The sequence below is a fragment of the Mesorhizobium sp. P2_F7 genome, assembly GCF_056403695.1.
Map to the genome: position 1 here is coordinate 401433 of NZ_JBFUFA010000003.1, position 12801 is coordinate 414233.

A 12801-nucleotide genomic window follows, 5' to 3' on the forward strand; every position below is an offset into this window, starting at 1 on the left:
GGTTAAGTTGATTTTCGTCGTCCAGTTATTGGCCAATCAGGCCGGATTTGACAAGCGCTTTGATCTCATCCGCCGAAAAGCCGAAGCGCGCCAGCACGGTCTGCGGTCGCTGGTCTTCGTCGACCGGTGTGGCGGCGAGCGACGGCTGCGAGCCCGAGAAGCGCGGCGCGGGCGCCGGTCGCTCGAACGCGCCCGTCTTCACAAATGCGTGACGAGCGCTGATATGCGGGTGATTCCCGGCCTCTGTCAGTGACAAGACCGGCGCAACGCAGGCGTCGGTCTCCTCAAACAGCCCGGCCCAGTCGTCGCGTGTCTTTTGCCGGAACCGGCCGGCAATGGCGGCGCGCATCTCCGGCCACAGCGCCTTGTCGTACTGGCCGCGGACAAAATGCTCACTGAGCGGCAGCAGGTTTGCGAATTCGGCGAAGAAGCGCGGCTCAAGGCAACCGACCGCGACATGGCGTCCGTCCGCCGTCTCATAGGTATCGTAGAAGGGCGCACCGGAATCGAGCAGGTTCGCGCCGCGCCGGTCGCTCCACAGGCCGGTCGCCATGAAGGCGTGTATGGGCGCCGCCAGCATCGACGCGCCTTCGACCATCGCCGCGTCAACCACCTGGCCCTTGCCGGAGCGCGAACGCTCGAACAGCGCGGCGAGCACGCCGGCGATCAACATCATGGCGCCGCCGCCATTGTCGGCGATCAGGTTCAGCGGCGGCACCGGCCGGCCTTCCTCCCGACCGATGGCATGCAGCACACCGGAATAGGCGAGGTAGGTGATGTCGTGGCCGGCGCGGCCAGCCAGCGGCCCGTCCTGGCCAAAGCCGGTCATGCGGCCGTAGATCAGCCCCGGGTTGCGGGCCAGTGCCGCATCCGGGCCGAGACCGAGCCGCTCCATGACCCCGGGGCGAAAACCCTCGACCAGCAGGTCGGCTTTCTCGACGAGGCCCAGCACCAGTTCGATGCCTTGCTCTTGCTTGAGGTCGACGCGCAGGATGGAACGGCCGTGACGGTCGAGATTGTGCGCATCGGAGAGCGGCAGCATGGGTTGTTCCGCACCGGCCCGCTCGATGCGCAGCACCTCGGCGCCCATTTCAGACAGCACCAACCCGGCCAGCGGCACCGGGCCGAGCCCGGCCATCTCGATGATTTTGAGGCCGGCAAGGGGGCCGGTCTTCACTGCGGCTGCGCCGGCCGCCATGGCCGTTTATTTCGGCGCCATGCGGATCGCCCCGTCGAGGCGGATGGTTTCGCCGTTCAGCATCTGGTTCTCGACGATATGCAGGGCGAGCGCCGCATATTCGGACGGTTCGCCGAGGCGAGACGGGAAGGGCACGGCTGCACCAAGCGAATCCTGCACCTCCTGCGGCATGCCGGCCATCATCGGCGTCTTGAAGATGCCAGGCGCGATGGTGCAGACGCGAATGCCGGAGCGTGCGAGATCGCGCGCGACCGGCAGCGTCATGCCGACGACACCGCCCTTGGAGGCGGCATAGGCGGCCTGGCCGATCTGGCCGTCATAGGCGGCGACCGATGCCGTGTTGACGATGACGCCGCGCTCGCCGCCCTGCAGCGGCTCGAGCTTGGCGGCGCGGTCGGCGACGAGGCGGATCATGTTGAAGGTGCCGATCAGATTGATCTCGATCACCTTGCGGTACTGGTCGAGCGGGTGCGGGCCATCCTTGCCGATGGTTTTCACGCCGATGGCGATGCCRGCGCAATTGACCAGGATGCGCGCCGGCCCAAGCCTTTTTTCCACCTCGGCGACCGCGGCCGCACCGCTCTCGGCGCTGCTCACATCGCACTGGATGGCGGTGCCGCCGATGTCGCCCGCCACCTTCGCCGCCCGGTCGATGCCGATATCGAAAATGGCGACGCGCGCGCCCTTGTCGGCCAACGCGCGGGCGGTTGCCTCGCCGAGGCCGGAGCCGCCCCCGGTTACGATCGCAATCTGGCCGTTCGGGTTCATGCCGCGTCCTCCCTGCTTTTGCGGGTCATGCTACGGAGGTCGCCGCCATGGTGCAACCTGAGGGACAGGGATCAATCGCGACAAGGTGTCGAGATTGACCTTGGGGATCAGGCCATCGCCGGGATGTTCTCGGCAATCCTGGCAAAGCTGGCATGGCAGACCTCGCCGGAGAGCCGCGCCACGGCACCGGGCACGATCTCGTGCGACAGCAGCCGGTCGAGGTCGACCGGGCGTGGCATGGAAATCTGGCCGCGCGGGATCTTCCTGAAGCCGAGCGAGCCATAATAGGGCTCGTCGCCGACAAGGATCACCGCCGGCGCGCCGGCCTTGGCGGCCGCCTCCAGCGCGATGGCCACCAGCCGGCGGCCAATGCCGAGATTTTTGAAGGCAGGGCGCACGGCAAGCGGCCCGAGCATCAGCGCACGGCCGGCGCCGGCGGCGATGCGGGTCATGCGCACCGAAGCGACGACGATGTCGCCGTCGACGGCGACGAAGGACAGCGAGCGTTCGTGGCCGCCGGCCTCGCGGATCTTGTAGGCGGCCAGCACGAAGCGGCCGGGCCCGAAGGCTTCGTCGTTGATGGCTTCGATTTCGGGGTCGTGCGCCGGAGTTTCCGGCAGGTATTTCACGTCGGCAAGGCTCATGGTCTTCGCGGTCCGATATACGAGGAAGGTTGCTGCAAGCGGCAGCGTTCGCCAGTCAGCGCTTCAAGCGCGGGCGCCCTTTCGTCGTCGGTCAAACCGTATCGAGGCAAAGTCGAACATGCGGAATGTCCGCTAGCATCATTTTTCAGCCGCTGCAATCGGTCGCTTTTATCAGGCATTTCGGACGAGTGACGCTCTGTTCAGCAGATGACGACTTCGACATTGTCGCTTTGCGCCTACATTGGCCAATGCAGGCAAGGAGATTTCGCATGGGTTTGCTGGTCGAAGGCAAATGGCAGGATCGCCCGGTCAAAGTCGATAGCGGCGGCAGGTTCATCCGCGCCGAGACGCAGTGGCGTGACTGGATCACGCGTGATGGCGCGCCGGCTAAAGGCCGCATGCGCGGTTTCAAGGCCGAACCCGGTCGCTATCATCTTTACGTCTCGCTCGCCTGTCCGTGGGCGCACCGCACGCTGATCTTTCGTGCGCTGAAGAAGCTCGAAGACATCATCTCGGTTTCGGTCGTCCACCATTTCCTCGGCGCCGACGGCTGGACTTTTCTGGCCGAAGACGGCGCCACCGGCGACAGGGTCAACGGTCTCGATTTCCTGCATCATATCTACACCAAAGCCGATCCCGCCTATTCGGGCCGGGTGTCGGTGCCGGTGCTGTGGGACAAAAAAGAACAGACCATCGTCTCCAACGAATCCTCAGAGATCATCCGCATGCTCAATTCCGCCTTCGACGAATGGGGCGATGCCGGCATCGATTTCTATCCGCCGGCGCTGCGCGGCGAGATCGACAAGGTCAATGCGCTGGTCTTTCCGGCCATCAACAATGGCGTCTACCGCGCCGGCTTCGCAACCACGCAAGCAGCCTATGAAGAAGCGTTTGGCGAGCTGTTTTCGGCGCTCGACACGCTGGAGGAGAGGCTGTCAAAACAGCGCTATCTCACCGGCGAGCGCATCACCGAGGCCGACTGGCGGCTGTTCACCACGCTGGTGCGGTTCGACCCGGTCTATGTCGGCCATTTCAAATGCAATCTGCGCCGCATCGCCGACTATCCGAACCTGTCGAACTATCTGCGCGATCTCTACCAGGTGCCCGGCGTCGCCGGCACGGTCAACCTGCACCACATCAAGACGCATTATTACGGCAGCCACGAAAGCATCAACCCGACTCGCATTGTGCCGGTAGGGCCGGATCTGGACTACGCCGCGCCGCATGACCGGGCGCGGTTCAGGAAGGCGGCGTGAAGGCCACGGACTAGCTGAAAGGCTCGCTGCTGATTCGAGCCTGCCTGGCAAGTTCTGCCTTCAAATAAGTCTTGCCAATGCTGCTTGAGTAGCCAGCGGCATTAATGCCGAAGGCGACAAGTCCGGCAAGCAGCAGGATAAAAATCCAAACCAGGGGCGGAAGGGTATCGCTGCCCGGAACGTCGCCGCCCGCGACCGCGAGACCCATCAGCAGAAATGACAGCACGCAAGAGACCAGAGTCGAATAAAGCGTTATTTTCCAATACTCTGGCCGATTGAAAAGCCGAAGGTGCTTGCGGATGAATTTGTAGCAGGCAAACGACGTCGACCCAAACGATATGCCGAAACCGGCTGCCTTGCCGATGCTGTCCCCCAGTGAGGGGAATAGAAGCGCGAAGACAATAAAGACAGCGGTCAAGCCTATCATCATCAGGGTATAGAATCCGACATAAGGCCAGACATTTACTGATTTTACTTGTTCGACATCCATCACGCGTGCCCCTCATATTTCTGGCAGGAGTAAGCTGAAATACTGCAAGCAAATCAAGTCTACCAGTAAGGCGACACCGGGTTTCTCCCAAAAACCTCACCAATCCGCCGCAGCGTTGCCGGCGTCGTGCCTTCGGGCAAGCGGTCGAGCGGGAAGAAGCCGGCTTCGGCGATCTCGTGGTCCGGCAGTTTTGGCGCGGTCTGGCTAAAACTTTCGATCAGGTACAAAGCGACATGGTCGCGGCGGCTGGAGCGGCGGTTGAAATGCATCGATCTCAGCACCGGCGGGGCGGTGAGCGCGATGTTGCCTTCCTCAGCCAATTCCCGCGCCAGCGCTTCGCCAAGCGTTTCGCCCACTTCGACGCCGCCGCCCGGCAATTGCCAGCCGGGAACATAGGTGTGGCGGATGAGGAAGACGGAGTTCGACGCGCGGTCATGGATCAGGCCGCGCACGCCAAGCGTCATTGGCCGCCGCAGCAGGAAATAGAGATGGAACAGCCTTGCCCTCAGGCCCGCCCAGCCGGTCTGGCGAAACACCTGCTCCGGGTCCGATATCGCCATCGCTAGCGAAACCGCGAGCGGACAGGAAACAGTGAGTGGAAAGCCGGCGGCGCGTCGCCTATGAAGGAAAGATGTTCAGGCTCGCGCATATTTCCGATGTCCATCTGGGGCCGCTTCCCGGTGTAACCTATCGCGAACTCGCGTCCAAGCGCGTGGTCGGTTACGTCAACTGGCAGCGCAACCGCCGCCGCCATATGCACGATGCCGTCATCGACACCATCGTCGCCGACATGAAGGCGAGCGGTCCCGACCACCTCACCGTTACCGGCGACCTGGTCAACCTGGCGCTGGATGGCGAGATCGAGATGGCAAAACACTGGCTGGAGACGCTGGGCTCGCCGGAAGATGTCTCGGTGGTGCCGGGCAATCACGACGCCTATGTGCCGGGCGCCTTCGACAAGGTCTGCCGCTCCTGGGCGGCATGGATGACCGGCGACGACATCACCACCCCCGTCGACCGCAACACCTTTCCCTATCTGCGCGTGCGCGGCAATGTCGCGCTGATCGGCGTTTCGACGGCACGCGCCACAGCACCGTTCATGGCCAATGGCTTCTTCCTCGAGGGACAGGCGCAAAGGCTGGCCTCGGTGCTCGACGCCACGGCCAAACGCGGGCTGTTGCGGGTGATCATGATCCATCATCCGCCGGTGCGCGGCGCCGTCACCCAGCAAAAGCGGCTGTTCGGCATCTCGCGCTTCCACAAGATCGTTCACCGGTACGGCGCCGAGCTTGTGCTGCACGGCCATTCGCACCTGCCGTCGCTGTCCTTCATCGGCGGCCGCGGCGCCAGGATACCCGTCGTCGGCGTCGCGGCGGCAGGGCAGTCGCCCGGCAGCAAGAACCCGGCGGCGCAGTACAACCTGCTCGATATGGACGGCGAAAAGGGCAGTTGGCGGATCCGGCTGACGCGACGCGGCCTGACAGGGCCGGCCATACCGCCGTCGGACCTGCAAGTGGTGGAGCTCGGCGTCGATGCCGAGGCCTCGCAATCGCTGATCAGAAGCTGATTTTCATCGCCACCAGGCGATCCCAGAACAGCGCGGCCGCCACAGCAAGGCCAACCAGCGCGCCGGCGGCGACCAGGCCGAGGCCCGACAGGAAGGTCGACCAGCGCTTGGCCGATGCGGCTGCTTGCAGGGGTGGTTCGGCTTCCCGCACGGTGGCGCGGTTCAGGCCGGCAGCGGCCGGCTCGACGCCGCCCTCCATCATACGCTGACGCTCAACGATGCGCTCCGCCACATAGCGGGTAACCTGATCGGCAACCGGTTTCATGTCGGTCGATTCGGCGAGCACGACGCGGCCGATGCGGGTATCCTTGAGGAAGCGGTAGGTGCGCCGGTCGCGCCCCATCGCTACATGGCTGACCGCGTCGATCCACAGCCGCGGCTGCAGGCCCGATGATACAACGAAGTCGAAATTGTCCATGTCGGCTGGCACGTCGGCAAAGACCGGGGTGAGCTCGGCGGCGAGCAGATCAAGCCGCATCCGGTGCGCCTCGCGCATGTCGACCACGACATCGTCGCGATCGGCGAAGGCATTCTTCACATCGCGAACGGCGTCGGACAGTTTGCGCGACGGGGTTAAAGAGGTGAATTGCTCGTCTGAGTCCTTCATCATCCCTCGCTAATATATGGTTAATAGCGAGTTAACACAGCCGCCGGCAAAATGCACTCGCGAGATGCCGGAAGCCGGCGAGGTTCAGCTCGCCGCGGCGCCGAGTGTTGGACGCGCACGCCTGCCGCGGCGGGCCATGTTCCGGCGCAAGGCCTGGGCGACCACGCCCGGCGCCTCCTCGACCAGCATATGGCCGGCATCGAGCACGTGATGGATATGAAAATGCGCCGGCAGGCTATCAGCCTGGGTGACGGGCAGCACCGGATCGTCCGTCCCCCAAACCACCAGCACCGGCATGCTGAGCGTGTCGAGCTGTTCGCGGGGGATGACGCCTTGCCGCTCGTCCCTGGTCATGACGGCTGCGATCTCGATCAGCTTGCGCAATTGGCCGGGGCGACGGCGTCCTTCCGCCAGGACGCTGACGATGCGTTCGGGAGGCGGGCTTTGCGGTCCGGACATGGCGGCAAGGCAGGCGCGAATTTCCCGACTGTCGGCGGCCGCCGCGTAGCGGCACAACAGTGGTCCGTTGATCTCGGGGCCAACACCACCCGGCGCCAGAAGCGTCAGCGAGGCTATCGTTTCAGGCTCGGCCAATGCCATCAGGGCAGCGACCGCACCACCCATAGAATGACCGGCGACATGCACCTGTCCTATCCCGCGCGCGGCTAGATCCGCGAGAACGCCTCGCGCTGCTGTCCTGGCCGGACCGCTGCCCGGGAAATCGAGCGACAGCCCGTGTCCCGGAAGATCGTAGGCCAAGGTCCTGATGTCGGGCGCCAGCGCCGCGGTCACCTCGCGCCAGATGTCATGGCAACCGCCGAAGCCATGCAGCAGGACGACCGTCTTCGACCCGGCGCCCCGCTCGGCGACATAGAGGGATGAGACCATGAAAAATGTATGATTGTTGCAAGATCGGACAGGAAATTTCGAATTGAGGCTGGATTGCTCCCAGTCCAGACCGATGGCCAGTAAAATTTTCGCGATCCGATATCAGCTGGCGTTGCCGAGGCCCGCGGCGCGCAGCGCCTCGACCAGCCGCTCGGTCAGATCGGCGGGATATTTCCGCTCGGCGAAGGCTGCGCGCGGATCGGCGGCGAATTTCGGGAACTTGGTGTTCAGCTCATCGAGAAGCTTGGCCGCCAGCTGATCGCGGCCGGCAGCCTTGGCGCCGATCACCCGCGCCGCCAGATAATGCGATTTCATCGCCGTCGTGCGCAGCGACTCGCTGGCGATCGCGGCCTTGTTCATGTCGCCCAGCATGAATTGTCCGGCGAAGAGTCCGTAGTCCCACCATGTCGGGTGGCCGCTGAAGGTCTCGACGGCATGGGCCAGGATCGGTGTTCCCTCGGCATATTTGCCGGCGAAGATCAGGCCATAGCCGTAAGCGGCAGCCATGCTGAGGTCGTAGGGGTTGAGCTCATAGGCCTTGCGCATCCAGCGGATCGCTTCCTCGGTGTTGCCGAGGCGTGAGTAAAGGTAACCGTATGCGCGGTGCGCATAGGGGCTGGTCGGTCCCATCTGGATGGCGCGATGGGCAAAAGACATCGCCTGTTCGACCGTCGCGCCAGGCGGATAAGCGTAATGATCGGTGGCAGCCTCAAGGGTCAGCGAGGCCAGTTCCGAATAGACCAGCGACGATTTCGCACTCTGGCTGGCGAGGTTGTCCAGGCAGCGATAGGCGGCCTCGTGGGTCTTGGTGCTCTGGTCGAGATAGTATCTGTCGTTGAGGATCAGGCAGCTCGTCAGGCCGGTCTGGATGCCGTTCTGTTCGATGTAGCTGTAGAGCGGGCCGGAGGCGGGAATGGTCGAACTGAGGATGGCGGCGATCCGATCCTCGACGGCGCCGGGTGCGTTGTCAGCGGCCGTCAGATTGCGGGACAAAAGCACGCGGCCGGTCGCCACGCTCTGCAGTTCGAGCGTCACGTCACCTGTCATCGGTCCCGGCAGGACMTCGAAAACGAAGCTGGTTGAGTCGGTGCTCGGGTCGCGCTTGCTGTCGGCGTCACGGCCGATGAAGTCGATGGTGTCGAAACCGGCAAGACCGGCGCGCAGCGAGGCGGCGACGCGGCCTGCCTCGGGGCCGGTGGCCTTCACGGCGATGTAGACGAGCGGCAGGGCCTCCATCGACGGTGATGCGATGCTGCTCGTGGCGCCCGAGGTCTCGACCACCGCCGCCGGATCGCTGCTGGCAAGCAATGCGCCGCTGCCCTGGCGCAGGATGAGCATGCCCAGCATGAGGATGACCAGCGTCATGGCGACCCAGAAGAACTGGAGATGGCGCGCCAGCGAAGGCCCGGGTTCTGCAACCGCCGAAGCTGTCGTGGGGAGCGCGGCAGGAGCCGCTTGGTCAGGCGATCCGGGCAAGGCGGCTACCGCCTGTGCCAGCGCTACCGGCTCCTGCCCAACTGGCAGGCGTATGGCGTTGAGTTCATAGGACGGCACATAGCCACCGCGCGGAATGGCGATGCGGACCGGTTCGGCTATGCCTTCATTGGCGAAATAATGCTGCAGAAGGTCGCGCAGCCGGCCGGCCTGCACCCGGACCACGGCATCGGTCGACGAATCGAAATCGCCGTCCTTGCCGAAGACGTCCATGGCGATGGAGAAACCCTTGAGCCTGTCGGCTTCGCCGGCCTGCTCGCGCTCTACAAGATAGCGCAGCAACTTGCGCGCGCGCTCGGAACGTCCGAACGTTTCGCTGGCGAGTAGTCGCTCCAGTGTCTCGCGCACTGCGGGGGCGGCAGGCGTGGCATGCTGCAAGTGTCGATCCTCTCGAAGTCGGCACAGGTTGAGGCGCAATCATATAGCGCCTGCACGTCCATACAAGCTTGCTTATGTTATGCGATCGCGTACCGCACCAGATAATTACTGATGGTTAACACGAAAAAATCGGAATTTGCCCTGGCAAATGGGGGATTTCCGGGCGCCGCTGACATACGGCGCCCGGGAGGATGTCAGCTGACCTTGCGGCCGATGATGCGGTTGGCGGCCGAAACCACGGCTTCCAGCGAGGCGGCAACGATGTTGGTGTTGATGCCGGCGCCGAACAGCTTGCCGCCGGGATATTCCATCTCGACATAGGAGATCGCCGAGGCGTTCGAGCCGCGCTGGAGCGAATGCTCGGAATAGTCGAGCACTGACATGTCGACGCCAACATGGCGCGACAGCGCATCGACGAAGCCGTCGATCGGACCGGTGCCGGAGCCGGTGATGGTCATCTCCTTGCCGTTGTCGAGGATAACCGCCTCGACCACGCGCCGGCCCTTTTTCTCGGTGTCGGGATAGGTTTGATGGTCGAGGAATTTGATCCGACCGCCGGGCTGGTCGACATAGGTCTCGATGAAGCGGTCATGGATGCGCTTGGCCGGCACTTCCTTGCCTTCGGCGTCGGTAATCGCCTGGATCTCCTGGCTGAACTCGATCTGCAGATTGCGCGGCAGATTGAGGCCGTAATCGGCCTGCAGCACATAGGCGATGCCACCTTTGCCGGACTGCGAGTTGATGCGGATGATCGCCTCGTAGCTGCGCCCGACATCGGCCGGATCGATCGGCAGATAGGGCACTTCCCAGACCGGCGTGTTGGCCTTCTTCAAGGCCTTCATACCCTTGTTGATGGCGTCCTGGTGCGAGCCGGAAAAGGCGGTGTAGACCAGTTCGCCGACGTAAGGGTGGCGCTCGGGGATCTTCAGCTGGTTGGAATATTCGTAGACGTCCTTCATCCGGTTGATGTCGGAGCAATCCAGCTGGGGATCGACGCCTTGCGTGTACATGTTGAGCGCCAGGGTGACGATGTCGACATTGCCGGTGCGCTCGCCATTGCCGAACAGCGTGCCTTCGACGCGGTCCGCGCCCGCCATCAGGCCTAGTTCGGTGGTGGCGATGCCGGTGCCGCGATCATTGTGCGGGTGCAGCGAAATCAACAGGTTGTCGCGGTTGTCGAGGTTGCGGCACATCCATTCGATGCGGTCGGCATAGATGTTAGGCGTCGACATCTCGACCGTCGAGGGCAGGTTGATGATCAGCTTGTTGTCTGGCGTCGGCTTCACGATCTCGGTGACGGCGTTGCAGATCTCCAGCGCGACTTCGAGTTCGGTCCCGGTAAAGCTCTCCGGCGAATATTCGAAGCGGTAGCCGCCGCCGGCCTTGGCCGCCATGTCGGTGATCATCTTGGCCGCGTCAGTGGCGATCCGCTTGATGCCGCCGACGTCCTTCTCGAAGACGACGCGGCGCTGCAACTCGCTGGTCGAATTGTAGAAATGCACGATCGGATTGGTGGCGCCCTCCAGTGCCTCGAAGGTGCGGGTGATGAGTTCGGGACGGCACTGCACCAGCACCTGCAGCGAGACATCGGCCGGCACATTGCCTTGTTCGATGCACCAGCGGGCGAAATCGAAGTCGGTCTGCGAGGCCGAGGGGAAACCGATCTCGATCTCCTTGAAGCCCATGTCGAGCAGCAGGGCGAACATGCGCGCCTTGCGCTCATGGCCCATCGGATCGATCAGCGCCTGGTTGCCGTCGCGCAAATCGACCGAACACCAGATCGGCGCCTTGTCGATGACCTTGTTGGGCCAGGTGCGGTCGGTGAGGCCGACTGTCGGATAGGGTTGGTATTTGCGGGCGGCGTCCGGCATGTGGCCGGCCGCGCGTTTTACGCTTTCGGCTTCGCCGGATCGGATCTCTTCTCGTGCGTTCATCGTCTTGTTCTCCCGGCGGCTCGCGGATCGGTCTTCAGACGGATTGGTGGCGAGCGGCGCCTTACCAGATTTTCGTTCGCTTGATGTGAATTGCCAATGGCCAAGGAGCGTGCGCGTAAGCGGCGGTTCGACCGCCGGGCGCTCCTTCAGCGAACCCGGCGATCGCCGATAAGGCCGAGAAGAAGCAGGGTCGATGCCAGCGCGCGAACGGTCTCGCCGGCAAAGCCGGTCGGACGGGAAGCGACGGAGGTATGGCGCGTGTTCATGGCGGGTTTCATACAGGAGCGACCATGGACAGGCAAGTGGGCTGCCATTTCGACCGCTCCCGAGCGCTCTTCCCCATGCGCGGCAAATGCGCCAAACTTGTGTGAAGCCGAGGTCGCAATGCTTCGCTGTCGAGAGGGGGTCATCCATGAATTTCGTTTTCTTCTCGCCGCATTTTCCCGCCAACGGCGCCGATTTCTGCGACCGGCTGAAGAAGGCCGGCGCCACGGTGCTGGGCATTGGCGATGCGCCTTTCGATGCGCTGGACGGCAAGCTGAAGGCGGCACTTTCGGAATACTACCGCGTCGCCGACATGGAGGATTACGATCCGGTGTTCCGGGCGATGGGCCATTTCATCCACAAATGGGGCCGCATCGACCGCTTCGAGTCGCTCAACGAGCATTGGCTGGAGCTGGAAGCCAACATCCGCACCGACTTTAACATCTACGGCACCAAGCTCGATTTCGTGAAGAATCTGAAGCGCAAGAGCCGCATGCGCGCCTTCTTCCGCAAGAGCGGCGTCGACACCATCGCACAGCGCAAATGCTCCGACCGGGCAGGCGCCATGACCTTCATCCGCCGCGTCGGCTATCCCGTGGTGGTGAAGCCGGACAGCGGCTCCGGCGCCTCGAACACCTTCAAGATTTCCAACGCCAAGGAGCTCGACCAGTTCTTCAGGGACAAGCCCGAGGATGTGACCTTCGTCATGGAGCAGTTCATCGAAGGGCTGGTGGTCACCTATGACGGGCTGGTCAACCGCGACGGCGAGGTGGTGCTGGCCGCCAGCCACCGCTACGACCAGAGCGTCATGGAGGTGGTCAACAAGGACCGCCACATGAGCTACACCTGCTTTCCCAGGATCCGCCCAGCGGTGGAGGAGGCGGGCCGCAAGATCCTGAAAGCGTTCGACGTGCGCGAGCGTTTCTTCCACATCGAGCTGTTCGAGACCAAGGACCGCGTCATCGCGCTGGAGGTCAATATGCGCCCGCCCGGCGCCTGGATGACCGATGCGATCAACTACACGTTCGACATCGACGTCTATGCGGCGTGGGCCGACATGGTGGTGAAGGACGCCGCGGGCGGACCCTACGAGGGCAAGTATTTCACCGCCTATGCCAGCCGCAAGCACCACCTCCACTATTTGCACAGCCATGAGGACGTGCTAGCCGCGCATCGCGACAAGATCGTCCATCATCAGCCGATAGAAAAGGTTTTCAGCCGCGCCATGGGAAATTACGCCTACCAGATGCGATCCAAGGACGAAGCGGCGCTGCGCGCAGCCGTCGCCTATATCCACGCGGAAAAGGCTTAGA

General features: G+C 63.4%; 12 protein-coding genes. 3 read left to right on the forward strand and 9 right to left on the reverse strand.

Features of this window, described 5'->3' with window-relative positions; all coding sequences use genetic code 11:
* Positions 1-25: 25 nt before the first annotated feature.
* From AC1DZ8_RS11655 to AC1DZ8_RS11665, 3 genes are all read right to left on the reverse strand, one after another.
* Entirely contained in the window at positions 26-1198 is a 1173-nt protein-coding gene (locus AC1DZ8_RS11655; RefSeq protein ID WP_477303294.1) for a CaiB/BaiF CoA transferase family protein, read from the reverse strand.
* 6 nt (positions 1199-1204) lie between these two features.
* A complete protein-coding gene (locus AC1DZ8_RS11660; RefSeq protein ID WP_454577213.1) occupies positions 1205-1966 on the reverse strand; it encodes a 3-hydroxyacyl-CoA dehydrogenase in 762 nt (253 codons plus the stop codon).
* A 107-nt stretch (positions 1967-2073) separates the two neighbouring features.
* Positions 2074-2610 (reverse strand): GNAT family N-acetyltransferase, encoded by a 537-nt coding sequence (locus AC1DZ8_RS11665; RefSeq protein ID WP_477303292.1) that lies wholly within the window; start codon positions 2608-2610, stop codon positions 2074-2076.
* Between the two features lie 269 nt (positions 2611-2879).
* Here AC1DZ8_RS11665 and AC1DZ8_RS11670 point away from each other — a divergent pair, with 269 nt between their 5' ends.
* Positions 2880-3866, forward strand: coding sequence for a glutathione S-transferase family protein (locus AC1DZ8_RS11670; RefSeq protein WP_477303290.1), 987 nt, complete (start codon positions 2880-2882; stop codon positions 3864-3866).
* A gap of 10 nt (positions 3867-3876) precedes the next feature.
* On the opposite strand, the gene AC1DZ8_RS11675 is transcribed toward AC1DZ8_RS11670, so the two are convergent.
* Both AC1DZ8_RS11675 and AC1DZ8_RS11680 read right to left on the reverse strand, forming a co-directional pair.
* Positions 3877-4356, reverse strand: a complete 480-nt coding sequence (locus AC1DZ8_RS11675) for an ABZJ_00895 family protein (protein WP_477303288.1) — start codon at positions 4354-4356, stop codon at positions 3877-3879.
* Between the two features lie 59 nt (positions 4357-4415).
* A complete protein-coding gene (locus tag AC1DZ8_RS11680; protein WP_477303286.1) occupies positions 4416-4916 on the reverse strand; it encodes an NUDIX domain-containing protein in 501 nt (166 codons plus the stop codon).
* Positions 4917-4987: 71 nt separating this feature from the next.
* Here AC1DZ8_RS11680 and AC1DZ8_RS11685 point away from each other — a divergent pair, with 71 nt between their 5' ends.
* Entirely contained in the window at positions 4988-5923 is a 936-nt protein-coding gene (locus tag AC1DZ8_RS11685; protein ID WP_477303875.1) for a metallophosphoesterase family protein, read from the forward strand.
* Here the strand turns inward: AC1DZ8_RS11685 and AC1DZ8_RS11690 are convergent.
* The 4 genes from AC1DZ8_RS11690 to leuA form a co-directional block, all read right to left on the reverse strand.
* On the reverse strand, positions 5913-6530 hold the full coding sequence (locus AC1DZ8_RS11690) for a hypothetical protein (protein ID WP_477303284.1): 618 nt from the start codon (positions 6528-6530) through the stop codon (positions 5913-5915). The two genes, AC1DZ8_RS11685 and AC1DZ8_RS11690, sit on opposite strands and share 11 nt — an antisense overlap.
* A gap of 84 nt (positions 6531-6614) precedes the next feature.
* A complete protein-coding gene (locus tag AC1DZ8_RS11695; protein ID WP_477303282.1) occupies positions 6615-7418 on the reverse strand; it encodes an alpha/beta fold hydrolase in 804 nt (267 codons plus the stop codon).
* A 102-nt stretch (positions 7419-7520) separates the two neighbouring features.
* The gene (locus AC1DZ8_RS11700) at positions 7521-9290 is read right to left on the reverse strand and encodes a tetratricopeptide repeat protein (RefSeq protein WP_477400912.1); all 1770 of its coding nucleotides are present in this window, start codon (positions 9288-9290) and stop codon (positions 7521-7523) included.
* A gap of 194 nt (positions 9291-9484) precedes the next feature.
* Entirely contained in the window at positions 9485-11224 is a 1740-nt protein-coding gene (gene leuA, locus AC1DZ8_RS11705) for a 2-isopropylmalate synthase (protein WP_477303278.1), read from the reverse strand.
* A 412-nt stretch (positions 11225-11636) separates the two neighbouring features.
* On the opposite strand from leuA, the gene AC1DZ8_RS11710 reads away from it, so the two are divergent.
* Positions 11637-12800, forward strand: coding sequence for an ATP-grasp domain-containing protein (locus tag AC1DZ8_RS11710; RefSeq protein ID WP_477303276.1), 1164 nt, complete (start codon positions 11637-11639; stop codon positions 12798-12800).
* Position 12801: the final 1 nt, after the last annotated feature.